The organism is Paenibacillus sp. P46E (assembly GCF_001909095.1).
GTDB classification, from domain to species: Bacteria; Bacillota; Bacilli; order Paenibacillales; family Paenibacillaceae; genus Paenibacillus_AQ; species Paenibacillus_AQ helianthi.
Map to the genome: position 1 here is coordinate 34,528 of NZ_LVYZ01000066.1, position 24,504 is coordinate 59,031.

At 50.7% G+C, this 24,504-nt stretch carries 17 protein-coding genes and 1 riboswitch; of the genes, 1 reads left to right on the forward strand and 16 read right to left on the reverse strand.

Features of this window, described 5'->3' with window-relative positions; genetic code table 11:
• Window positions 1–83: 83 nt before the first annotated feature.
• From A3849_RS24640 to A3849_RS24710, 15 genes are all read right to left on the reverse strand, one after another.
• Window positions 84–3,731 (reverse strand): LPXTG cell wall anchor domain-containing protein, encoded by a 3,648-nt coding sequence (locus tag A3849_RS24640; RefSeq protein ID WP_256700901.1) that lies wholly within the window; start codon window positions 3,729–3,731, stop codon window positions 84–86.
• Between the two features lie 494 nt (window positions 3,732–4,225).
• Window positions 4,226–5,527 (reverse strand): alpha-glucosidase/alpha-galactosidase, encoded by a 1,302-nt coding sequence (melA, locus tag A3849_RS24645; protein ID WP_074113888.1) that lies wholly within the window; start codon window positions 5,525–5,527, stop codon window positions 4,226–4,228.
• A gap of 183 nt (window positions 5,528–5,710) precedes the next feature.
• Window positions 5,711–6,859, reverse strand: coding sequence for a glycoside hydrolase family 76 protein (locus tag A3849_RS24650; RefSeq protein WP_074113760.1), 1,149 nt, complete (start codon window positions 6,857–6,859; stop codon window positions 5,711–5,713).
• Window positions 6,856–7,266: a glycoside hydrolase family protein gene (locus tag A3849_RS24655; RefSeq protein ID WP_074113761.1), complete on the reverse strand. Its 411-nt coding sequence runs from the start codon at window positions 7,264–7,266 to the stop codon at window positions 6,856–6,858. The genes A3849_RS24650 and A3849_RS24655 overlap by 4 nt, the downstream gene beginning before the upstream one ends.
• A gap of 20 nt (window positions 7,267–7,286) precedes the next feature.
• Window positions 7,287–7,976, reverse strand: a complete 690-nt coding sequence (locus A3849_RS24660; protein ID WP_074113762.1) for a glycoside hydrolase family 76 protein — start codon at window positions 7,974–7,976, stop codon at window positions 7,287–7,289.
• Between the two features lie 61 nt (window positions 7,977–8,037).
• Window positions 8,038–8,604, reverse strand: a complete 567-nt coding sequence (locus A3849_RS24665) for a glycoside hydrolase family 76 protein (protein WP_083613650.1) — start codon at window positions 8,602–8,604, stop codon at window positions 8,038–8,040.
• Between the two features lie 244 nt (window positions 8,605–8,848).
• On the reverse strand, window positions 8,849–10,015 hold the full coding sequence (locus A3849_RS24670; RefSeq protein WP_074113764.1) for a GntR family transcriptional regulator: 1,167 nt from the start codon (window positions 10,013–10,015) through the stop codon (window positions 8,849–8,851).
• 239 nt (window positions 10,016–10,254) lie between these two features.
• The gene (locus A3849_RS24675; protein ID WP_074087558.1) at window positions 10,255–10,686 is read right to left on the reverse strand and encodes a peptidylprolyl isomerase; all 432 of its coding nucleotides are present in this window, start codon (window positions 10,684–10,686) and stop codon (window positions 10,255–10,257) included.
• A 133-nt stretch (window positions 10,687–10,819) separates the two neighbouring features.
• Entirely contained in the window at window positions 10,820–12,154 is a 1,335-nt protein-coding gene (gene lysA, locus A3849_RS24680) for a diaminopimelate decarboxylase (protein ID WP_074107529.1), read from the reverse strand.
• 120 nt (window positions 12,155–12,274) lie between these two features.
• The gene (locus A3849_RS33695) at window positions 12,275–14,005 is read right to left on the reverse strand and encodes a spore germination protein (RefSeq protein ID WP_074113889.1); all 1,731 of its coding nucleotides are present in this window, start codon (window positions 14,003–14,005) and stop codon (window positions 12,275–12,277) included.
• A gap of 986 nt (window positions 14,006–14,991) precedes the next feature.
• The gene (locus A3849_RS24690; protein ID WP_074113765.1) at window positions 14,992–15,417 is read right to left on the reverse strand and encodes a stage V sporulation protein AB; all 426 of its coding nucleotides are present in this window, start codon (window positions 15,415–15,417) and stop codon (window positions 14,992–14,994) included.
• A 2-nt stretch (window positions 15,418–15,419) separates the two neighbouring features.
• Complete coding sequence (locus A3849_RS24695) at window positions 15,420–16,076, reverse strand: stage V sporulation protein AA (RefSeq protein ID WP_074113766.1); 657 nt, start codon at window positions 16,074–16,076, stop codon at window positions 15,420–15,422.
• A 353-nt stretch (window positions 16,077–16,429) separates the two neighbouring features.
• The gene (locus A3849_RS24700) at window positions 16,430–18,163 is read right to left on the reverse strand and encodes a type 2 periplasmic-binding domain-containing protein (protein ID WP_074113767.1); all 1,734 of its coding nucleotides are present in this window, start codon (window positions 18,161–18,163) and stop codon (window positions 16,430–16,432) included.
• Window positions 18,164–18,197: 34 nt separating this feature from the next.
• Window positions 18,198–19,838, reverse strand: coding sequence for a response regulator (locus A3849_RS24705; protein WP_074113768.1), 1,641 nt, complete (start codon window positions 19,836–19,838; stop codon window positions 18,198–18,200).
• Window positions 19,835–21,598, reverse strand: a complete 1,764-nt coding sequence (locus A3849_RS24710; protein ID WP_074113769.1) for a sensor histidine kinase — start codon at window positions 21,596–21,598, stop codon at window positions 19,835–19,837. The genes A3849_RS24705 and A3849_RS24710 overlap by 4 nt, the downstream gene beginning before the upstream one ends.
• 167 nt (window positions 21,599–21,765) lie before the next feature.
• Here A3849_RS24710 and A3849_RS24715 point away from each other — a divergent pair, with 167 nt between their 5' ends.
• Entirely contained in the window at window positions 21,766–22,935 is a 1,170-nt protein-coding gene (locus A3849_RS24715; protein ID WP_074113770.1) for a hypothetical protein, read from the forward strand.
• Window positions 22,936–23,067: 132 nt separating this feature from the next.
• On the opposite strand, the gene A3849_RS24720 is transcribed toward A3849_RS24715, so the two are convergent.
• The gene (locus A3849_RS24720; protein ID WP_074113771.1) at window positions 23,068–24,054 is read right to left on the reverse strand and encodes a DMT family transporter; all 987 of its coding nucleotides are present in this window, start codon (window positions 24,052–24,054) and stop codon (window positions 23,068–23,070) included.
• A gap of 164 nt (window positions 24,055–24,218) precedes the next feature.
• Window positions 24,219–24,367: riboswitch (FMN riboswitch) on the reverse strand.
• Window positions 24,368–24,504: the final 137 nt, after the last annotated feature.

Below are 24,504 nucleotides of genomic sequence, written 5' to 3' on the forward strand. Positions count from 1 at the left end.
TTGAAGTCAGTCGCCGGGCTATATTAAAAATGCACGCGGCAATCTCTCTGCCGCGTGCATTAATAACTATATGAGGCTAAAGCTTACTGTTTGCGTCTTCTGAATACCATACTGAGGATAAAGCCGACAAGGATCAGACCCAGACCTGCCATGTAAATAGGCAAAGGACTTCTCTCTCCAGTCTGCGGCAGTTTGCCGCCTGAAGCCTCGGAAACCGTTCCTTTCGGAACGTCATCCTCATTGACCTCCACTCCGCCAAGCGGAATGTCATCATCAATCGAAGTTACAGCCGTCGGTGATGAAGAAGGTGAAGAAGACGGTGTTAATGACGGTGTAGCGCCCGGAGTTACTACAGCACCTGCAGGAATCTGCGGCTCTTCAATAATAACACCCGGCACCTCAGTCACTGCAGGTGTTATTACAGGCCCTCCCGGAATAAAGGTTGGCGTTGGCACTGTTGTTGGTACTACCGTAGGTGACGGTGTTGGCGACACGGCCGGTGATCCTGTCGGCGTTGTGGTAGCAGATGGAGCCGGTGACGGCGACTCGCCAGGTACTGTAGATGGTGTTGGTGTTGGTACTGTTGATGGTGTCGGTGTTGGCACCGTTGATGGTATCGGTGTCGGTGTCGCCAGCTTCGTATTAAGTACAGTAAGGTTGATATTGGCTGAAGAGCCAATGGTCACCGGATACTCACGGGAATCCAGCGTATATCCTGAAGGAGCAGCCGTTTCAATCAATACATAGCTTCCCAGCCAGATATTGTTGAACACCGCACGACCTTCTGTATCCGTGGTCCGGGTATTGACGAGCAGCCGTTCGGAGCCGTTCAGACGATAAAGATCGAATGTTGCCCCTGCAAGTTTAAGTGCGCTGTCTGCTGCGTCCATCTTTTGAACAGTCAGGGTTCCACGTACACCGCTGCCTGTTCCAGAACCGCTGGAGACACCCACAATAATCTCTTTCGTAGTGTCCTGGGTAACCGACTTCACATTATTACCGCTCAGATTGACAGTATTGACCAGCTTATCTCCGGTGTTCGCAACAATCAGTGATTGATAATCCACAATATATGCGAAATGAATATCATGGAGGAAGCTGAGGATGAATTTCTGCTTGCCGTCAGCATCTGCGCTGATGTTCAAGGTATAATCCGCATCCTTCACAAGCTCCGGAGCACTCTTGCTAACCTCCCCATTCACTCCTACTGTAGTAGGATAGAGGTGGAAGGAATCGGGCAGCAGGATCTGGTTGGAGCTTGGGATATCTGTCAATACTGCATTCTTCACAGTGGATTGAGAGCGATTGACAACAATTGTCCAATTCAGCTTATCACCATTCTGCAGGCCATCCTTGAAGACATATTCTCCTCCATAAGGAATGTTTACAGAAGCGGTTAAATCCTTGGATACTTTTTGGGTGCCATCCAAGAGCTTCGCTGTATTAGTCACCTTGGAATCAATCAGCTGACCTTCCAGAAATGTATTGAACACAACATAATAAGGTGTATTTATGGCATTTAAAAATTTGATCTTTAGTTCGTTGCCGGCGTCGACAGAATAAATATATGCATTCTTTGGAATCTCTGATCCCTGGGACGGTTCACCATTGGCATTGATATTCATGTTATAGACCCTGAGCGAGCCATCCCCCATGGTCTGTCCGGAGGTCAGGATATCGGTTATATTCGGGTCGGCAATCGCCTTGCTGTTGTAATTGATTCCAATTTTCCAGGTAAACATTTTATTACTTGCATTATAGGCCCCGGTTTTGAAACCGTTATTCTTCACCTCGGCACGGGGAATGAATAATCCCTGGGCTTCCGTCCAGAGCGGTGGGCCTTCAATGTCCCGCCAATCCACCCGGGCGTTGTTCACAAAATTATCGGTGTTGCCATAGAGCCAATCATTGTTGAATTCTGTGCGGTAGGTGATGGTATGGGTTACTGAGAGAGGCTTCGTAAACTTGAGCTTGAACCCGGATTTGGGCTCACCCGGTTTATTCAGCTCCCACTGGTAATCGGACTCACTCAGGACTGTGCCGCTTGCATTCCGTACGACCAGAGTTCCCGGAATGAACTTTTGTCCTCCCTGCGGGAAGGTATCCGTCACCACTACGTTACTCATGGGAAAGTTATCACCGTTCACGGTGATTTTCCACTCGGTAGTATGATTCGTGTAGTCTACACCTGACAGCGTTTTATAGATGATGGCCGGACGGATCTTCTGTGTCGCATCCACGTTGTAAGTACTGTCCGATACAGTATTGGTAATGGTGGTGTCCTTCAGTACGCGGCCTATGGACTTGGTTTTATATTCAATACGGTAGGCTGAAGAGATACCGTTCAGGAACTCCAGCTTGAAACCGTTTTTCTCAACATCGATTAAGCCAGTTACTTTATAATCCACGTTCGGCAGAAGAGGAGTTCCCTTGATCGCCGTACCTGCAGAATTCAGTGTCACCGGATAGACCACTAGCGAATCCGAAACCAGGTTTTGCGTATAGTTGAAGTAGTCCTTCAGTACCGCGCTGCCTTGCGGAATCACCTTATTGTTATAGTTGTACTCGATCGCCCAGGTAATGATCTGCTTACCCCATTCATAGTTCGTTGCCACCTTATTCAGGCTTCCGCCACGCTGGATGGTTACGGTAGAGGATGAACTTACCGGATCACGTCCTGCCCCTGTAAAAGTGGCCGTATTCGTGAAGCTGTTCAACGAATCACTGACTACTGCCGTCGAATAGGCAATACGGTAAGCACCGTTAATGACAGGATCCGTGAAGCGAACAGTCAGTAGTCCGCCCGTGACTTCAGCCGAATATTTGCTGGCGTCAACCAAAGCACCTACAGTGACTGTGCCATCCAGTTGAACGCCCAGTTGATATACGGCCAGCGAAACGGTGCTGTCCATAGATAAACCTTCAGGAATCGGGTCCGTAATCACAGCACCCGTTACCGGCTCCAGCTTCTTGTTGACATCGACGGTCCAATCAATATGATCCGCGTTGAAGCCGCCTGATACGCCTTTCTTCTCAATCGTTGAGCCCACGGATGGCTTGAAATTCACCGTAACCGTCTGGGAGCCGCCGTTGACTGGGAACACGATTTCCTGAGTTGTACTGCCCGAAATGACCTGTTTGTCAAATTGAGTCTGGATTCTCAAAGTCCCCTGTACATTGTCATGAGTCTCGATGTATCCGTTGAAGCTCATGAGCACCTGATGGGTAGACTGGCTGACCGTGAAGGTACCTACTTCCCCGTCATCCGACATTAGTGAACCACTAATGTCGTTGAACAGCTGGAATTGTGCGGGAATCTGAAACGCAAACGTATCTCCAGCAACGTATCCGTGTCCATTCGGAAGCGACCACGTATAGTCCAGTTTGACTTTGGAACCTACCTCATACACATTGTCTGTCACCGTCTGGCCATCCGGCCCGTACACAGCCATAGACACACTGGTAATAATGTCCCGGTCATTCTCAATTCCCGCAGCCGTAGCCTGCGTAGTAAACCCTATGCCGTATGCATATTGCACTAACAGCATGAGGATGACCAAGGCTACACTAATTCTTTTTTTCACCATACTCAAAAGCCCCCGTTCCCCATTGATTTTCAACTTCGCAAATCCTCTTACCGTACCGCTGCCCAAGATTACCGCAGAACTGCCCAGGTATAGACCTACTCCGCTTGGAAGCCAGCTATGTATTCCGGAATTATCCTGCGCCATCTTATGTGAATTCTCTCTATGTTATTCTTCTCTGGCCAGAGTCTGCGATATATACTTATATCACCGTAGTATAGATCATTAGAATCAGAAATTGTTAAAATTCCGTATTTTTATTTTTTGTTAAAAAATCCATGTCACCCAAGGGGGAATCCCCTGAACCGTCAAGCTTTTTTTGACCGCCAGTGTGCTAACGATTTCATAATATTCTCAGCTTCGCATATAGATTCCCCTGACTTTAGTCGCATGTTTCTGCGTTGCATCTACGGACTTGCCGGAAAATCCGTTTCGAACCCGATTTTATACGGTGTCCATCCGCCAGTGCAAGTAGCTGTATTGAAATTATCGGGGAGCGGATTCCTGCCAGGATACATCACTCAAGAGGTGCGGAAGAGGGGGGATTTATCTGCATGCGGAACAGGCATACTCCGCTTATCGGGCGGGTTATGCCTGTTTCAGAAAACAGATGATTGGTTCATCCAAATTCGTTATCCGGTTTATTTAAACTCTGGGAGCCAGTCCCCATGCGCTGCAATCAAATCATCGCACATGGATACAATATCATCCAATGACAGCTCAGCAGACGTATGCGGGTCCAGCATCGCTGCGTGATAAATATGTTCTTTTTTGCCGGTTATTGCCGCTTCAATGGTCAGCAGCTGCGTATTTATATTCGTCCGGTTCAGCGCGGCACATTGCGGCGGCAGATCGCCCACATAGGTAGGAGTCACTCCGCTGGCATCGACAAGACAAGGCACTTCTACACATGCTTCACGCGGCAGATTAGGGATTAGTCCGGTGTTCAATACATTACCCCCGATTTTGAAAGGCACATTGGTTTCAATGGCTTCCAGAATATACGAAGCATACTCCTGGGAGCGTTCATGATGAAGCGATGTATTATTAACCAGTTCCGCACGCATCTGCTTCCACTCGCCAATCTGCTCCACACAACGGCGCGGATATTCATCCAGCGGAATTTGGAATCGTTCAATCAACTCAGGATAGCCTCTTTTGATGAAATAAGGATGATATTCCGCATTATGCTCTGAAGATTCTGTAATGTAATATCCGAATTTCAGCATCATTTCGTACCGTACCCTATCGTGATGACGCTCTTTCTGCTGCTTCTCGGCGGCCCGGCGCTTGATTTCCGGATACAGATCCTCCCCATCCCTCGTAACCTCCAGCAGCCAAGCCATGTGATTAATACCGGCGATCTTCGCCTGCACACCTGTCTGGTCCATCCCAAGCGCTTCGAATAAGCCTGGAATACAGTGCTGCACACTGTGGCACAATCCAACCGTCTGCACTCCGCCATACGTATTCATTACATTGGTCAGTACAGCCATCGGGTTCGTGTAATTCAAGAACAGAGCGTCCGGGCACACCTCACGGATATCAGCGGCAAAATCAAGCATCACAGGAATCGTGCGCAGATTGCGAAAAATGCCGCCAATGCCGACAGTATCCGCGATTGTCTGCCGGAGTCCGTATTTCTTGGGAATCTCAAAATCTGTAATCGTACAAGGATCATAGCCGCCTACCTGGATCGCATTGATCACGTACTTGGCACCGCGCAGCGCTTCCTTCCGGTCGGTATAGGTCTTCACCATACATGTGCTGCCGGTGCTGGCCTTGATATTATTCAGCATGCTTTTGGAATCCTCCAGCCGTTCCAGATCAATGTCGAACAAAGCAAGCTCAAAGCCCTGCAGGGCCTCTGTCCACATACAGTCACCTAACACATTCTTGGCAAAAACTGTACTTCCGGCACCGATAAATGTAATTTCGGACATCATACATTATCCTCCTCATAAGCTGTACTATTCATTAATTAATATAGATGATAGCGCATACAATGCATATGGAGAAAGACTAGAGAAGTATGGATAATTGTCGCATTATTTACCATACTTCGATAGTCAAGAGGGTGACCCGCAACCTGTTTCACAGGCTCTGGGTCACCCTCTGTTAACGATTTACAAACCGCTCAGCAAATCCACATTCAGATAATTCGAATTCCCCAATGTGCTGTCATACCCCAGTTGAATTGTATTGGAGCCTGCATACAGCGGTATTGATACGGATACAGTTCCGTAGGTACTCCAGCTCGAGGTTGAATTAAACACCAGATTGGCTGCAACCACAACTCCATTCACTTTTACATAACGCGATGCATTGCCGGCGGCCGCAGCGTAACGGAAGGTCACTGTTCTGGAACCAGATGTATTCTGGTTAACATAAAAGTCGATGGATGTTCCGGTCGTGTTCCAGCCTCCCACATAGCCTCTTCCGCTGAAACCGGCATGGGTGCTTTCATTAATCATCCCTCCACCGGAGGCCAGGGTCCGCCGCGCATTCTCCGCTTCATATGCGCCGTTCCCGGCAATATAGCCGGTGTAGCCGTCAGCTGGTACAAGCTGGAGAATTGAAGCTCCCGCTGCTGCAGCCAGACTTTGCACGTAGGAAGTGCCTGTAGGGCGGAGCCAGTCGCTGCCAATAATCTGATCGGTAACCCGCCGGTGATTCCAGGCTTGTGTTGCGTTTTGCTGAAGAAAACTTAAATATTGCGTTTGACCGCCTTGTACGCGCAGACGGTTCAGGTTACGGGTGAAGACCATTTTGAAGCCGGCGGCATCATTTTCCCCTTCATACATCAGGCTTTGAGCGGACACCATTTTGTTCACAACATATTGGGCGGCAGTATTGGCATCTGTGAGATAAGTTGAAGTTCCGGTAGCCTGGTACATAGAAACCGTGGCTCCGAGAAAGGTTCCATAGTTATAGGTAAAGTCCCAATCCTTGACGATGCCGCTGCCCGTCCCTTCGATATGATCGTTGACCTTGCTCCCGTTCACCAGGGTTGACTTGGTCCAGTTGTAGATTTGGGTGGCTTTGGTCAGATATGCGGAATTATTATAGGCATTGCGGAGCTTGACGGCAGTCATGACCATTGGAGCATTGGTCGCCATGTTTTTTTGGGCGTTCGCCTGACCCGGAGTATGTGCGTCCCTTCTCCACCAGATGCCCCCGTTATACGCCGTGTCCCATTCCGAATAGATTTGGTCGAACAGATAGCTCCCGCGGTTAAGGTACTCAGCAGTTCCGGTTAGTTCGTAAGCCCTCATGCAGGGGCCAGTGCCCACCAGCCCAGATCGTCATTGAACGCATTGGCCATCATGTCAGGATACTTGGTGTTGAAGCCGGTATAGATATCATCAATCATCGTCCGGTATACCGGGCTGTTGGTGCGTTCATATGCATCCATTACCGTTTCCCACAGCTGTGCTTCCCACCAGAAATCCGTATAGAGGCCGCTATCCGGCCCGTATGCATGCTCCGGGTGAATCTGATCGCTATTGACAAAGAAGTATTTCGCGGATGAGTCGTAGAACACATTCACCAGCGCGGTCATGGCATCATCGGCATTTGAAGCGGTGAAGGCCTCCGCTTTCGAACCCGCACCAGGAGTGAGCAGAGACAGGACCAGCACGGCAGGCAAAGCGGCCGAACAAAGTTTTTTCCAGTGGATCACGTTCATTGCCCCTTTCAATATCAGTGGGATACTTTCAGATGATCGAGATTCAGATAGTTCGTACTTCCCTTACCGGTATCATAGATTAATGAAATTGTGTTGCTGCCGCTGTTCAGGGTGACATTCGGTATAGTAACAGTGTTATAGGAATCCCAGCTCCCTGTTCTGTTGAACACCACATTATTGACAACCCCTGCCCCGTTTACATACAGATAACGCCCTGCGTTACCCGCTCCGCCGGAATAACGGAAGGTCTCCAGCTGATCCTTCTTCCAGGCCATTCCTCCACCGAAGTGATCGTTCCATGCGGTTTGAATATCCGTCCATAGTTCCAATACAGCCGTTTTGTACTCCTCTTCACCGGTAGCCTGGAACGCCCGCAGCAACGCAAGCGCGGTCCAGGCCATATCATCATAATAATTGTGGAGAAAGGTCCCGCCATTATAAGTACGAAGACTGCGGCTATACTCCCGGATTTGCAAGGCTAATTCAGGGTCATGAGTACGCTCATAAGCATCTATAAGAACATCGAGCACATGAGCATGCCACCAATAATAGAAGTTGTCATCCGGCCGGTAGTACTCTCGCGGAAACCACTGATTCATAATTCCGGTTTTTTCATTGTAAAAATGCTTCTTCAGGCTCCGCTGGGCCTCGTCCGCACGCGCCGGCCAATCCGCCTTTGTTACCGCTTCAGCGGAAATGTCCATCAGATCACCTCATATATCAGGATGATGGGTATACCAATCGGACTAACAATGCTGGTATTACTTAGCTGCCAGTTATCCTGCTTAGCTCAGCCATCCGTTCCAGCAGCTTGATGCCGCTAAGCTGGGAGCTGAGCTGGACAATACCGGCAGGCGGGCGGCTCCAGTCTGTACCAAACAAGGCGCCATCCGCCCCCTTCCCGCTCTCCCAAAGGCGTTCTGCATTTCTGTGCAGAAAAGACACAGCTTCACTTACTTCCGGATCAGCCTTCACCCATTCCGCAGCATAGCGGACCAGAATTCCCTTGAACAGCCCTCCGTCCCCATTCCCTTCATCCGGCAAAATACCGGACTGCGGATCAGCCAGCTCCTTAACAGCAGCACTGAAGGTCTGCCGGGCGTCTTCAAGGTAAGCGGCCTGCCCCTTAATCCGGTATAGCTCGATGGCCGCACCGATATATACCCCTTGATTGTAGGTGTATTTCCAATCCTTATCGGTTGAGCCGTCACCCGCACGGTTCATACCATCCCAGACAAAACCAGTCTCCGGGTTGACGAGATGGTGCTTTTGCCAATGGAAAATATTCTCTGCCCATTCCAGATCCTGCGGATCGGCGAAGGACTGATACAGGTCTCTCTGACCCGCGCGGACAGCCGCTGTATGGAATGAGGTATTTCTTTTGAGGTATTCAGCAGGATAACCTCCCTATTTTTATGTTTTTATTAAGCGCTTACATTAAATGGTATATTGGTATGAAATTAATATGTCAATCAGTATTTTAAATGAAATGATATATCAATAACAGTGACAGAATCCGAATCATCAAGCATAACTAAACCACAAAAAAACCCATCCGGTAGAATGGGTCTTCTGGCTAATGCCGTTTGTTCCGGACCGCAGATCCGGTTGAGCTGCCGGGGATCAGCTTCGCTTCCAGCATTACTTTATGGGGTACAGAATGCCCGTTCATTAGACTCAGCACATTCTCTACAGCGATCCGCCCCATCTCCTCCTCATTCTGGCGCATATGAGTGAAGGAATAGCCGCCTCCGAGATGTGTCGGCGGACTGTCGAAGCAAATAATCGAAATGTCCTCAGGTATTCGCAGCCCCAGGCGTTCCACTGCTGTTTTGGCGAGCAGGGCAATATTGTACTCTATGGCAAACAGGGCGGTAATCGAAGGATGACTCTCCAGATGAGAGATCAGGCGCGCTATATCCCTTTCAATATTATCCGGGTTAAAAAACTTAGGAAGTGTCGAAGTTAGGTCGCTGACCCACAGCTCTTTGTCCACCATAATCCCCCGCTGGGCGTGAGCCTGAATGAAGCCTTCGATCCGGTCTTCGACGGCCGTTGTATCCACCGGCGGAGGGGATAGAAACGAGATATGCGTATGCCCCAGATCGAACAAATATTCGGTGGCTTCCAGCGCAGCCTGAAGATTATCCGAGCTGATTGATGCCGCGGCAACCCCCTTCAAATGACGGTCTACCAGTACCAGCGGGAATTGCCCAATGACCAGCTTGAGAATCTCAGCATTGAAATATTCGCCCTGTGCCGGGAAAATAATAAGTCCATCCACGCCCAGGTTGAGCAGCTTCTGGATGGATTGCTCCTCATTCTCGGGAATTCCGAAGGTTCTCCGCAAGACCAGAAAACAGTCGTTATCACGCGAGGCCTGTTCCATACCGTAGATCAGCCCGGTCCCGTAACTGTTGCCGAAGTCCGTTATGATCAGCCCTATGGTTTTCTCCTCCGTGTTAATTGCAGTGCCCCGGCTGCCTGATCCTACCGGGAATTCCTGAGGTTCAGCAGGATCAGCCACAAAAGACCCCCTGCCCGGCTTGCGGACGATCAAATGCTCTGCTGCCAGCAGCTCCAGTGCTTTTTTACTGGTGATCCGGCTTACATTATAGGTTTCGGCAAGCTCTTTTTCGGAAGGAACACGTTCACCAAGCCTATAGGCTTGAGTCAATATGCTTTCCTTCACTTCATCAAATATTTTCTCATACATCGGCTTGGAAGAAGTCGGTTCGTTCATGACCTTCACAATCTCCTGACTCTGATTTTTCGTGATTATACATAATAATATATCATGATATATTAAGATTGTCGACGTATGCATAGTATTTCTGACAAGGGGAGCTCTAGTTTAGCCAGTATCCGTCAAGGATGTGTATGCCCTCGGGACATCGTGTGACAAGCTCGTATGCACAGCAAAAAAAAGCAGACCCCTTTTTGAGGGATCTACTTTTGGGAACTTGTACAACGATTAATAAATTAAGCTTCGATAATTTCCACCGAAGTCATTTTGTCGCGTCCTTGGAACGCATCCACCTTGTCCATACCTTCTACAACTTTACCGAATACAGTGTGTACGCCGTCAAGGTGTGGTTGTGGAGCATAGGCAATGTAGAATTGGCTTCCGCCAGTGTTTTTGCCGGCATGCGCCATAGCCAGTGAACCGCGTTCATGCTTGTTCGGGTTGATCTCACAGTTGATGGTGTAACCTGGACCGCCGGAGCCTGTACCATTTGGGCAACCGCCTTGAGCTACGAAGCCAGGGATCACACGGTGGAAGACCAGACCGTTGTAGAAGCCGTCTTTTGCCAGCTTTTCAAAGTTGGCAACCGTGTTAGGTGCATCATTTTCAAACAGATCGATCAGCACGACGCCGCCATTTTCAAGAGTAATTTTCGCTTGCTTTGCCATATGTAAATACCCCTTTCGAAATTACAGATGTGAACACTTTTATTAGTTTACTATGAAATCACGCACAAAGCAAAGCAGACGGAAGAGAAATCCGCCTGCTGTATTGCTGCTACACATTCTCCGAAGTAATAACTTACTTCATCACCGTCTGCTTCGCAATGCGAGCCGGGATCACATCATTGGCAATAATGTCCTGATGAGACTCGCGCCGCACCACAAGATCACTTTGCCCGTTCTGCACGAATACTACTGCCGGACGGCGAATCCGGTTATAGTTGCTGGCCATCGAGTAGTTATAGGCACCGGTGCAGGCTACGGCGAGCAGGTCCCCGCTCTCGACCTTCGGCAATTCCACATCCCAGATCAGCATATCACCACTTTCGCAGCATTTGCCGGCAATGGATACTGTTTCTTCGTTAGGTTCAGCCGCACGGTTGGCCAGCAGCGCCTCATATTTGGATTCATAGAGTGCCGGACGCGGATTATCAGTCATTCCCCCGTCAACGGCAACATATTTACGCACACCTGGAATCTCTTTGTTCGTGCCAACAGTGTAGAGCGTAGTTCCGGCATCGCCCACAATACTGCGGCCGGGTTCTACCCAGATTTGTGGCAGCGACTCGCCAATTCCGGCAAAATGCGTCTTCACCGCACCCGTGATCGCTGCGACATATTCAGACACCTTCAGCGGTGTATCACCTTCCACATAACGAATCCCGAAGCCGCCGCCCAGATTGACTACCGGGAACGATACACCAAGTTCTTCCTTTACCTTCCGTGTAAATTCAGCAATCCGCTCTACCGCAAGCTCGAAACCTTCCGTTTCAAAAATCTGCGAACCGATATGGGAGTGAACACCCAGCAGGTGAAGATTGTTTTTCTCCGAAGCCAGTCTTACCGCTTCCTGAGCAGAGCCATTGCCAATATCGAAACCAAATTTGGAATCAGTCTGGCCGGTGGAAGCATACGCGTGATGGGCATGAGCCTCCACACCCGGGGTCACCCGCAATAGGATATTAACAGTGACTTCCTTGCGCTGGGCAATGGCCTGTAGCATGCTTAGCTCCACGAGATTGTCGACCACGAAGCAGCCAATTCCGGCATCAATCGCCATCTCCATTTCATCCGGCGTTTTGTTGTTACCGTGGAAATGGATACGTTCTGCCGGAAATCCGGCCTGAAGCGCAGTATACAACTCCCCATCCGATACAACATCCAGAGATAGTCCTTCTTCGTCGGCCAAGCGGCACATCGCCATAACCGAGAAGGCTTTGCTGGCATAAGCAACCTGAAATCCGAGCCCGGATGCGGTAAAAGCCTCCATGTATTCGCGGCACCGGCGCCGGACCAATTGCTCGTCCACTATATATAGCGGGGTACCATACTCCGCCTTCAATTCTGTCACATCACATCCGCCGATCTCCAGATGATTGGCATCATTAATTCGGCTCGTCCCGTGTAAAAACATTTGTGCAGTCCTCCAATTTCTGTGGAAAGTCTTGTTCCACCCTGTCTATTTAGTGTATTCAGTATAACAGACAAAGGGAACACCATTGAATGGACTAATTTGCAGTTGATTTGTATTTTACTACGACTCGTCCTTTTTCTTCTGAACAGGCGCCATCCGTGTATTGTCTCTGGTTTTGTTGAAGGAAGGCCTTGTTTTGGCGCTGAGTACAGGCTGACGCAGAAGAATCGCGCCCATAGCCTTTGCATTAAACGGTATAAATGGCCACATATACGAAGAATTGTAGGAACGGTGCGTAGTCAGCAGAATCACCAGCAGCGTAGAGCCGATCATAAAGCCCGGCACCTGGAACGCGGCCACGGCGAGCAGCAGCGCAAGCCTGACAATCCGGTTGGCCAGCCCCAGTTCATAACTCGGTGTGGCAAACATACCAATCGATGCGACAGCCATATACAGCACCACCTCATTGACGAAGAGGCCAGTATGAACGGCAATGTCACCCACCAGGATGGCAGCAATGAGGCCCATCGCTGAGCCGAGTGGAGTCGGGGTGTGCACAGCGGCCATACGTAGCAGATCGACCCCAAGCTCGACGAGAAGAAACTGGGCAAGGAGCGGGATTTTGGCCGTTTTCTGCGGTCCGATGAAATCAAGCATTGCCGGTTTCAGCTCAGGGTGAATTACGAGCAGCATCCAGAGCGGCAGCAGGAACATTGAGGCGAAAATCCCAATAAAGCGCACCCAGCGCAGATATGTCCCCATAAATGGGGTCTGCCGGTTCTCCTCAGCGTGCTGACACAGATCAAAAAAGGTTGTCGGCAGAACCATCACGCTTGGTGAAGTATCGACAAAAACCACCACCCTGCCTTCCAGCAGATGGGATGCGACAACGTCCGGACGCTCTGAATAGCGGACCATCGGGTAGGGATTCCATCCCCCGTCCACGATAGCTTCCTCCAGCTGTTTGTCAGCAAGCGGGATACCATCAATATTCACACTTTTAATTTTGTCGGTAACAGCCTTTACCTGGGTTTTATCAACAATATCATCAATATAAGCCACACAGACATCCGTACGTGTGCGGCGTCCCACCTGGTGTATCTCATACTTCAGACCTGGATCGCGAACCCGTCTTCTGACCAGAGCGACATTGCTCAGGAGTGTCTCTGTGAATCCGTCCCTGGATCCGCGTACCACCCGTTCAATAGAGGGTTCATCGGGATTGCGCGAAGGATAGGAACGGGTGTCCATGATGATAACTTTATTCTCACCTTCAAGAAAAAAAACACTCATTCCTGAAAGGACCTTGTTGATGCTCTCGCTTAATAATTCCCCTTTCTCCACCTGCACATGAGGAATGTATTCCGTCATAAAGCTGGCCAGGACATCCGCGGAAATATTCTCAGGGGTAAGATACGTCAAGCGCTTCAGGATTTCATCGATGATTGTATCTTTGGCGAATCCGCTGATGCACAGCAGTGCCGCCTTGCGCCCGCCAAAGGTCATCTCCCGGAACACCACATCAAAGGATGAACCCAGACCCATCACTTCGGTCAGTGTTTTTTTGGTATCCTCCAGCCTAAGCGGGATTGTATCATCACCCTGCCAGTAAGTGATAGACTGCTCGAGAGAATCGGACAGCTCCGCATCGCGTTTCTCCTGCAGGGGATCCCCGTTCTTCTTGTCCTTCGCCTTATCCTCATTATTCTTCTTTGCAGTTTTTCCTTTTGGATCGGATTGGCTCGCCTGGACTTTCCCTGCTGATCCTTCCCCGGACTGCTTGGAGGCGGATTCATCATCCGATCCCGTCTCTGGTTCGTCGTCCTCTGACTCCTCGTCGTCCCCGAACAATCGGGCAAAAAAGCCCTTTTTGCTGCTCTCCGGTTCCGCTGATCCCAATTCCTCCGATGCCTCAGCATCCTGTGCGCCGTCTCCGGCTGAGCTTTTATCGGCAGTGGTGCTGCCTTGTGCGGAATCATCGGTTGTGGAAGGTTCCTCGCTTTTTGCCGTTCCTTCTTGATCCGGTGTGCCTGCCCCATCCGATGACTCGAGATCATGGTCGCTATATCCGCTCGCCCCGGCGTCCACTCCAATGTCCACATCGCTGTCCACATTGCTGCCCTTGGGACGGCTGGCTTCATCATCTGTCTTTCCAGCAATAACGGGTGGACTGTCAGCCGACTGATCCCCTGTTCCAAGCTCACCAGAGATTTCAGTGCCCTGTCTACCTGTCTCTTCGTCTGCCTTTGTATCACCGCCGGCACGTGTCCCGGTGTCCGCTTCACCTCCCGAATCACTTTTCCCTACTGTATCTGCAGTAGCTTCCGCAGTTCTAGAAGTTCCAGAAGCTCCGGATTCCGCTTGGGTCGCATCCGTATCCCCGGTCTCCTCGTTGTCTCCAAACAATGAGGCCAGAAATCCCTTTCCGCCGTTCCCTGTCTCTTCTGTATCAGGTTCTTCCGCAGCTCCAGTATCCTGAGTCTGGCAGACCCCGGGAGATGAAGCATCTGCGTCGGCCTTGTCTTTTGTTGCTGAACCCTTTGTATCACCAGTCCGGGCTGCATCACCCGCATCCGTTTGTGGGGAGTTTCCATCAGCGGTACCCAGCTCTTCCGATGCTTCCATCTTGGTTGTCCCTGCCTCTGCTTCACTCCCGTCTTCTCTATCCGCCCCTGGCTCGGTTCCGGCAGAAGCAGCAGATTGATCATCTGTACTTGAAGCCTCCCCGGATTGCCCCCTGGCATCCTCGCGGTCCTTTCCAGACTCCTGTTCCTTGTCATGCGGCTCATCCATGTAATATCCGCTGTGAACATACCTTACCACGCCATAACCCCCTTTTACTGTTGGTACACAAACCAATCGAACAAAGAGCCTGCAACCTTGCCGCAGACCATTGCCATGAGCAGCCCGAAGAGCAGATGAGTCATATGCAGACGTTTGGCCAGTATAGGCAGCACATTCAGCACCTCGGTCAGGGCTGCAGCCAGCATACCGACAAATACCCCGTCAAACAGACCTACCGCAAGCTCCGCCAATGGGCCGGCGGCAATCCGCCAATTCCAGAAATCAGACATGGTGCCAAGCAGCGCCCCTCCCACCATAGCTCCTTCATACCAATGCACTTTATCGTAGGAGGAGGTCAGCTGAGCCAGCCGGGGTACCATATCCAGCACGATGAAAAGAGCGATTACCCCGCCGCCTACAGCAATACCTCCGGCAATGCCAAGCAGCAGATTCAGAGCCAGCGTAAGCTGTGCGGTCATGTTCATTCCTCCGAGTGCCCGGAGGCTTCATCTCCACGGCGTTTTAGTTTGCTGTACTCTTCGTTAACTACATAATGGTCGATATTTTTCTGATAGAGGAACATCTCCACTTCAAGCGGGGTGGGTTCCTCGTTCCACTTTTTCTTAAAGAGATGATTGAAAAAAATCACCATGCCAAACCCGATGCCCAGCGAATAGGCAACCTGAAACACATACGGATGTTCATCCCTGCGGCCTGTCAGCATCTCAACAATCCTGACCTGCACCTCCAGCATGCTGACATCGGCATGGAAATTCATAATCGTAAGCGCCGAGCCGAAGAACAGCAGCAGCCAGACCAGGACAAACAAGGCAATGGAGGGTTTACGCGATTCCACTGGCCCCTCAATCTGTACTAAGGTCCTCCCCTCGCCTATCGGCTGGATATCTGCTCCCGGCAGAAGGTCATGAATCTTTGGAATGACCGTCAGCAGGTCAATCAGGATCAGATTACCGTCACTTTGCGCTGGGTCCAGCAGCAGGAGCGAATACAGCGGCTCTCTCCACTCCGGTTCGGTTATCAAATAAGCCACATCCCGCAGCAGAACACCTTTGCCTTTGGGTACCGTCACCCGGTTTTTGAGCTGTATGTAAATTGCAGGAGCCGGATGGGCAGTCATGCGCGGACACCTCCTGAAGGATCTGATGTGAAGCGGCAATGAGCAAGAATAACGGTAGTATGGGAGAAAAGGCTTATTTTTACTCTTGGTCTGCACAAAACTATGGTTAGACTTCATCGTAAGCAGGGGAACACAATCACTCACTCCCCTGCTTCATCCTTCCTGTACAAGTGGAAACGGCTGCGCCGCCCCTATAAGGATGGCATCCTTTTCAGCGAGAAAGAAATAGAGAATTTATAGCGTGAAACATATCGATAAATAAAAAAAAGACTGCCCTATCCTCACAGGACAGTACAGCCGTCATAGATTTATTGGGAAAAAAGCGAGGATACGTAACAGCCCCTTGCATAGCTTCAGTGTACAGTGCCCGCTTCATTATCTTCAGACTCTACAGTGTCGTACCATTCATTCACTTCACGGGTGATCTGTTCGCCGCCGCCCGCTTTCCATGAAGCCACAAAATCATCAAAAGCTGCCAGAGGCTGGTCTCCGTATATGATTGCACTAAACGCTTCATTCTCCAGATTGCTCAGATAGTCTTGCCTCGATTTCATGGTTTCCGTTGCGGGTCCGGTGAACATGTCTTTATGGGATTTATCCTTCTGCTGTAAAAGCAATTTGGCCGCTGCCGGAGTGCTTTTGCCGTAATTGACCGCGATATCCTTCTCCAGCCGGGTAGACGGCTCCTTGCCATCCGCAAGATTGAGCATCGCCTGGAGCTGGGCGTAAGGGACACGGGCTCCGTCGCGGACCAGCAGATAACGGATGCTGTTCACGTAGCCGCCGGAAATTTTGTCACTGGGCAGCATCTTGCCGCTGGCGCTCAGCTCATAGTCATAACCTGCAAACAGCCCATTCTCCAGCCCGCTCCCCGGCTCAGGAGCTGCAAAGTTGTCGAACAGATAATTCTCATAGGTAAAAAAGGCTTCCGGGTGCTTCATGGCTTTGCTGATCAATGTAACCCCGTTGGAGAAAGGTGTGCCATGGCGCATGACGGTTCCATCCGGTCCGGCGGGAATGACGCCTGGTGTCCAAACTGCACCCGGCACATGCTGCAGTGTATCCTTCAATGGCCAGCCGCTCATCCAGTAAGGGCCGGGGATAATTCCCGCTGTGCCGGCAACAGCAGGTTCCGCAGTCTTGTTCTCATCCCAGAGCGCCGCCTCGTGAGGAATGTAGCCCTTGCTGTGCCATTCTCTCAGCTTCGCAAGCCCCTTCGCGATCGCCGGGTTCACAGAGCCGTACTCCAGCTTACCGCCCCGGCCGGTGTTCCATTGATCCGGAAGAGCGCCATACGCGCCGAAGATCCAGGAAGGGTCGCCCATCCATGTACTCATCGTCGATTTGAAGCCGATGCTTAGCGGAGTAACCTGATCGGGGGCCAAGCCGTCCGGATTATGTGTTTTGAAGGCCTCCATGACCTTCTCAAGCTCTTCCATGGTAGCGGGTACCTGCAGATGCAGTTTATCCAGCCAATCCTGGCGGTACCACAAAATATAATCATGATTATATGCATAATCGAGAACAGGCAGACCCATTTTCCGGCCTCCGCGGCTGTAAGGATTCCACACGTCGGGGTCCTGGGCCATCGCTTTCTTCCAGGTCGACGAGGCATAGGTATCGAAGAGCTCTCCTACCTCAGCATACAGCCCGGAATCAATCAGATCCTGTGCAATCGCGGTATCTGCTGTACCGATGGTCACAACATCAGGCATTTCCTGGCCTGATGACAATGCAAGGCGCAGCTTGGTCCCGAATGCACCATTGGTGTCGGTAATGGACCAGAGTGTCTGGATCTTAATGCCGAACATCTCCTTGGCCCAGCGTGTGGCTACATTTTGCTCGATGGATTCCCCGTTCTTGAATTTCAGCTGCGGGTCAACTCCCCATACAGTAGTGACCGTAACTTCAGGGTCATACTTGTCCTTGTAGGCATTGTCGTTCGCAACCACCGCAGGGGAGATAACGTCTGAATTGGGATTCGGCGGGATAACCCCGGCATCCTTGTCCTTACAGCCTGCGAGACTGACTGCCAGCATGCCACTCAGGAACAGTACCAGCAACCTGTTTTTTCTGTCCGCACCCATCATTATCCCCCTCTCTTGATTAACCCGTTCTTCTCTATCCTTCTCGAAATTCATTTGGGGTCATCCCGTAGTGCTTTTTGAACATTTTGCTGAAATACTGCGGGTTCTGGTAGCCCAGCTCCGTCGTAATCTCATAGACTTTCTTGTTCGTATGCTTCAGCAAGTACAGGGCACGTTCCATCCGCATGCGGATGATATAATCCCCGAGTGCTTCTCCCGTCTCGGCTTTATAGATTTTGGACAGATATACCGGATGGAGATAGACTTGGTCAGCTATTGTCTTCACGGACAATTCATAGCCTGACGGACTTCCGACCAGCGCATGCACCTGTTTGATGATATGGCTTTTCGTGTATTGATCACTCTCCGAGAGTTCTGCCTGAAGTCTGTCCAGCCGTTCAAACGCCCATCCCCGAAGCCTCCCGCTGGATGAGCTAAGATCCTGAGCCAGCAGCGGGTCCAGGACAAGCTCGTCAATCTGATGCATGAACTGGCCGCTTTTGTGGGCAATGTACATAAATGCGCTAGTAATAGACAGGAATACCTCATACAGATGTTCTCTGGAAAATGAGGTATGCTCCATGTCGCGGAACACATCCTCAAGCTTGCTGCGGACAGCTTCCCACTGCTTCGATTCCAGCAGATGAATCAGGGTGGGCGGCCGGTACAGGCTGTCCAGCGGTTTGAAAGCCAGCGGCTCCGGTGCATGCCGATCCTTGAGAAACACTACTGAACCGGAATCCACAGGCGAAGCCAATACCATGGACCCGAGTCCGCTGCGGTATGCGGCCGTCATTCCGTCCGGGAAGACAAACCAGTCCGTAACGGTCAGCGAGATCTCCCCCTTCAGATAGTTGCTGACGGCTCCCTGAAAACGCGTAATTGACTCTTGTAACCATTCATGACGTTTGGCTTCGTGATTATCTGTCATTAAAAGCTCGCGCCCAGTTTCATCGTTCGGTTCCACGAGCAGCACCAGGCAATCATGAGGGGCTTTGCAGAACCACACACGGAAATGGCTGTGAAAGAGCTCCTCGGCAATGTTGCCGATAGCATATTCCATGAGAGAGATGGAAGCAGGGTCCATCGTCAAGTAATGCCTTCCAAGCTGGATGAGCAGCAGTACGGCCTCAGCTCCGGGCTCAAAACCGATTTCATAGGCCCCCAGCTTCTGGACAAGCGCCCGTTCAGACATTTGTTTCCCAAGCAGCAGATCGTGCATCAGCTTGCCGCGGAGCACGCTGAAATCCCCTTTCCGGGTATACATCAGCTGATGATACTTATCATGGGCTTCCCATTCATCCTTCAAAGACTCTATGGCAGTAGAGACACTCAGCATGAATTCCTCATCGCTTACAGGCTTAAGGATATAGTCGATAGCTTGAAGCTGGATCGCTTTCTTGGCATAGCCAAAGTCGGAATACCCCGTAAGGAGAATACAGCGGAGATTCGGCCAGCGGGCGGTTGCCGCCTCTATCAGCTGCAGCCCGTCCATCCCGGGCATAGAAATATCTGTAACGATAATATCAATCGATTGCCGCTCCAGAATCTCCAGCGCTTCCGTTGCAGATGCGGCCTGGTATATCTCCCGCACCCCAAGTACCTCCCAGGGGATGGTTCGGGCCAGACTTTCGGTTACATACGTTTCATCATCCACCAGCAGCAGTTCAATCATTCTTGTCCCTCCTTAAGTGCCTTCTCGGAAGGATCTGCGGGCAGCAGCCAGTACAGCGTGGCCTGCAGACCCCCCAGCGGTGATGGTGCGAAGGCAATGCCCGCCTGTTCACCAAAGCGCAGACGCATCCGCTGATGGACATTCCAGAGCCCGCAGCCCATCTCTTCATCCATCGCCCGGCCCAGCTTTTCCTCTAGTAAAGCGATCTCTAGCGGGGTCATGCCTAATCCATCATCCTCAACCGTCAACATCATTGTCCTGCCCTGGCACACACCTGTAATCCGTACCTGCCCTGCCCGTGCCGCCGGCTCTATGCCATGCAGCACTGCATTCTCCACCAAGGGCTGAAGCATAAGCGGAGGAATCTCCACTCTGCGCATTTGCGGTGGAATATGGATGGTGTATTTCAGGCGGCTCATTCTCATGTTCTGAATCTCCAGATAATGTGTCACGAACTCCACCTCTTCGGGCAGCGGGACCATCTCCCGCTCCTGCCGGGTGGTGTATCTGTAATAACGGGACAAATGATGGGACATCCCCACTACCGCTTTCATATTGTCCAGCTTCGCCATGCTTGTAATGAAAGAGAAGCAATTGTAGAAAAAATGGGGATTAATCTGTGACTGCAGCTGCTTCAGCCGGGCCTCCCGCACATGGATCTTTTCCATCAGCACCTTTTCAATCAGTTCCTGTATCTGCTCCACCATGCTGTTGAACCGGATCGAGAGGAAGCTGAACTCGTTTCTGCCCTTGATCCCCATCCGGACCGAATAATCTCCCTGTTTGAGCTTCTGAAATCCGCCTACCAGCTGTCTGACGGGCACCTGCACCTGTACGTACAATAAATAGGCGGTAAGACAGCTCATTAGCAGCAAAGCGCTGACTGAGAAATAAAACAGCCGGTTGGAGGTATGGATGGGCTGCAGAATTTCAGACAGTGGCATATAGTCGATAAGGGTCCATCCCATCTTGGAGGAATAGACAATATTAACACTATAAGACTTCTGTCCTATTTCCAGTGTCCGGTTCCCGCTACCCGTCAGCTCTTCCGGTCCCAGCTGCTTCACCAGCTGATCCGCCAGAACCCGGTCGGCACTGCGGTTATATATCAGCCCTGTACCCTGTTTATAATAGAACGGGTCTCTTCGGCCATCGCTCTTGAATTGATCCAGCATATCCTCAATATTCCGGCTGTCGAACTCCACTTTCATAATGGTCTCTGCCCTTCCGGGAGAGAACTGCGGCATAGAGGGTGTGTAGGAAAACCAGGAGAACAGGAAGCGCTCTTCGCCCTGATCCTTGATGGTATTCACCTGCCAGCCGGTTTTGACCTCATTCCTGAGCTCATCGTCACTATACGGCAGCGCATCATTCTCCGTTACCATCCGGCGGACTGAAGGGGAATAAAGCGACAGCTTACTGTTCCAATTGGAGGAGCTTTCCTGAATGCTGATTTTGGTCTGTATGCGCTTAACAAGCTGAATCGCCTTTAGATTCAAGTTTTCTTGTTCCGGTGCCATATCCTTCAGCGTCAAAATATCCGGATCGTGAATAAGCAGGATCGGCCAGGAGGACAGCAGCTCCATCTGGGACTCCACCTGATTCTGAAAAAAGCGGAGCTGGGTATTATTCGAGGTGTTCAGCTCACTGCGCAGCACATCGGTGGTCGTTTTGTTGGAGAAGAAATATAGAAGCGTGATCGGGATGAGCATAATGACCATAATCCCTACGATTTTGCTGAACAAGTTATATCTGTACATCTGTTTCACATCCCGCACCTGAGTCGATAGCTCTTATTGTACAAAGTTTCTTCAGGGACGCAAAGGGAATCACTGGAATACACGCATGTTCGGAACCTTAGCGAAACTTTCCGGCATTGAATGCAGTCTATATTAACAGTTATTAACAAAAGGGGAGGGTGACCGCAATGAATCGAGCTCTAAAAACAACAATTCGCCTGGGAATGACGGCTTCTGTACTGATAGCTCTAACACTTCCGCCTACAGCTCACGCTGCCGACAAGGTCCAAGTATATGAGACTTATCAGGATGAAGTGAAGGGAATCGAGCTGTACTCTGTCAGCCAGTTAAATGGCGATCATTTCGATGCTGCAGTTATTGCCAGACAGGCGGATGGGAGCTATGCCAAATGGCAGGAGCCTTTCCATTCCTTTGTTCAGGATGGCAGCGGGCTGCTAAGGTTGTCGGGTTATGATGATCCGGAGCAAAGCTATGTATATGATGTGAAAAAAGAAACCATTATCCGCAAAACCCCCTACACGGTTTCTCCTGACGGCAAGTGGGGATACCTTGAACGCTCCCGTTATCTCTTCGTCCCGGGGGTTAAGCCCTATAGCGGTTACGTTGCCAAGATTCGGGACTATTACCTGAAAAACATGCAAACCCGTGCTGTCTCGATCTACAATTCCACCGAAAGAAGGTTTGACGCCTTCTGGCTGAATGGACATACCCTGCTGGAGAATGGCTATCTTGAGACGGCGAAGCAGAATGTGATCAGAACCTATGATCCAGCCACTGGTGAGCGGAAAGAATTGCTGAAAGGCTCACTATATAACTGGAACCAGGCAAAAGGCATACTGCTATACGTCAAGAACGAGCCCCAGCGCCTGCCATGGATCTATGACCTGAAGACCGGCACATCAAGACTGCTGGACGGCAATAGCGAAATGAAGGCTTTGTTCCCGTATACCACTCCCCCGCTGGTGTCGAAGCTTCCGCAGGAATTAGCAGTGAATGAATTGCCTGTTATCCAGGTACCGGTATTACAGGAGAATGAGTACTTCGTTAATGTGGATGGTACAAGTGTCGGAATTCCTGCGGCATTTGCCAAAGAGGGGGTAACCTGGCTACCCGTTAAGCCTCTGGCCGCTGCTCTTGGCTGGGATCTCCGGCTGCAGCCGCAAAAGTCATCCTATAAAGCAGCGGATTACCGGTATGAGCTGACTGGCAGCAGTGCAAGTCTAGTGCTTACACCCTCGAACAGCTTCATTACCGGAGGCAGAATGTATTTGACCCGTGAACAACTGAAGCAGTTGGGCTATAGCTCCATTGTACTTACTCCTAATTTGGACTACTGATTGCCAACCGCCAGCAAACTGTCTACTGTTCTTAACAGAGCTTCTACCTTGTTTATTCCATAAATAAGAGGCCTCCCGGCTGTGTGGCTGGGAGGCCTCTTGTTGTACATCAGGGCCCTGGGGTCACTCCCCTCAGGCGGTGCGCTTAGTAGTGGATAATTCAAGATTTGCCGGTACCACCTGCCGGCTCTGCTGATTCGAGATGAAGAACAAGGCCGTCCAGATGAGCGCAAAGCCGGCGATTTGCGGCAGCGTGACGATCTGGTGGTAGACAATCCAGTTAATCAGGATACCTGTCATTGGAAAACTGAGCTCAGCAAGCGTAGCAAAGGAGGCTTTGGTGGTGTTTAGGCCTTTGTAATAGAGCAGCATACTGAGTAGTCCCGGCAGCAGCGCCTGCAGAAGAAGATTAATTGCAATCGCTGACGATGCACCCAAGCCGCCATGGATCTGCCAAGGGGCTCCTTCCATACTCGTAATGACGAACAGTAACGGCAGCGCCAGAATGAAGCGCAATGAAGTGACCGTTTCGTATTTCATCGAGCCCAGCAGATATCTTCCCATCACCGTAGATCCGCCCCATAAGGCGGCGGCTCCCAGCGCCATCAGACTGCTCACCCCGACGAAGTTGTTCACATGGCCGAAAGGAATGGTCCAGCCGAAGGTCAGCAGATACGTTCCGGCCAGAGCAACGAAGATCAGCGGCCCGAAATTTTTGGGCAGGCGCTCCTTCAGAATAATGGCAGCCAGGCCAATGGCGAACAGCGGCTGTAACTTTTGCAGCAGAAGGACCGCATTCAGATCGCCTGTGGACAAGGCCTTGGTGAAGAGTATCGTAGCCACGGCTGAGCCGCCCCAAGATACAATAAGCAGCGCAACAGCCTGGCGTAGACGGACCGACTTAAGCTCAGCGCGGTGGCGCCACAGCACAGGGGCTGCGGCCAAAAAAAGCACGACATGCTCCAGCAGCACAATCTGTGAAGAAGTCAGTGATTTAAGCAGAATAATGCGGAACAGCGGATCGACGCCCCATAGTGCAGCACCCAGAACAACCAGCCAGAATCCGCTGCGCAGCGGCGCTGTGCGGACTCCTGAAGATGAAGCGGTAACTTGACTCATCATACATTCTCCTTGTCGATACAAACCCTCGATAAGAGACCAAAACCCCCAAAAACGTCTGAAAAGGACGTTCTTCGGGGGTTGTTTAGGGCAAAAACACAAGTAGAAACGGCTATACCGTCCTTAACGAACAGTACCCATTGCAGCACCTGCTATCTTTGTCTTATGATCCTCTCTCATCCGGACTTTACCGTCGGCTCTGGATTGTCACCAGATCAGTTCTTTCCTCAATAACTGAGAAAAGAAGTCGCGGGCTTCGTTCGCTTTGAACAACACCGCCGGTCAGGAATTTCACCTTACCCCGAGAATCTTGTATTCCGTTATATTTTTCACAATTACAGGATAACCCCGTTTGCTCGTTTCGTCTAGCCCTTTATGAAAATATTCACATTTTTTTCATTAGACACATCATTTCTGAAGCTCTGGAATCATCTCATTATTTGGAAGAAA

Coding starts and splice junctions, on each gene's coding strand:
- A3849_RS24675 (WP_074087558.1), bottom strand. CDS start 10,686: ATGGCAAAGCAAGCGAAAATTACTCTTGAAAATGGCGGCGTCGTGCTG.
- A3849_RS24670 (WP_074113764.1), bottom strand. CDS start 10,015: ATGAACGAACCGACTTCTTCCAAGCCGATGTATGAGAAAATATTTGAT.
- melA (WP_074113888.1), bottom strand. CDS start 5,527: ATGTCCGAAATTACATTTATCGGTGCCGGAAGTACAGTTTTTGCCAAG.
- A3849_RS24710 (WP_074113769.1), bottom strand. CDS start 21,598: ATGTACAGATATAACTTGTTCAGCAAAATCGTAGGGATTATGGTCATT.
- A3849_RS24705 (WP_074113768.1), bottom strand. CDS start 19,838: ATGATTGAACTGCTGCTGGTGGATGATGAAACGTATGTAACCGAAAGT.
- A3849_RS24695 (WP_074113766.1), bottom strand. CDS start 16,076: ATGACTGCCCATCCGGCTCCTGCAATTTACATACAGCTCAAAAACCGG.
- A3849_RS24650 (WP_074113760.1), bottom strand. CDS start 6,859: ATGAGGGCTTACGAACTAACCGGAACTGCTGAGTACCTTAACCGCGGG.
- A3849_RS24720 (WP_074113771.1), bottom strand. CDS start 24,054: ATGAGTCAAGTTACCGCTTCATCTTCAGGAGTCCGCACAGCGCCGCTG.
- A3849_RS24690 (WP_074113765.1), bottom strand. CDS start 15,417: ATGACCGCACAGCTTACGCTGGCTCTGAATCTGCTGCTTGGCATTGCC.
- A3849_RS24640 (WP_256700901.1), bottom strand. CDS start 3,731: ATGGCGCAGGATAATTCCGGAATACATAGCTGGCTTCCAAGCGGAGTA.
- A3849_RS24660 (WP_074113762.1), bottom strand. CDS start 7,976: ATGGACATTTCCGCTGAAGCGGTAACAAAGGCGGATTGGCCGGCGCGT.
- A3849_RS24715 (WP_074113770.1), top strand. CDS start 21,766: ATGAATCGAGCTCTAAAAACAACAATTCGCCTGGGAATGACGGCTTCT.
- A3849_RS24700 (WP_074113767.1), bottom strand. CDS start 18,163: ATGGGTGCGGACAGAAAAAACAGGTTGCTGGTACTGTTCCTGAGTGGC.
- lysA (WP_074107529.1), bottom strand. CDS start 12,154: ATGTTTTTACACGGGACGAGCCGAATTAATGATGCCAATCATCTGGAG.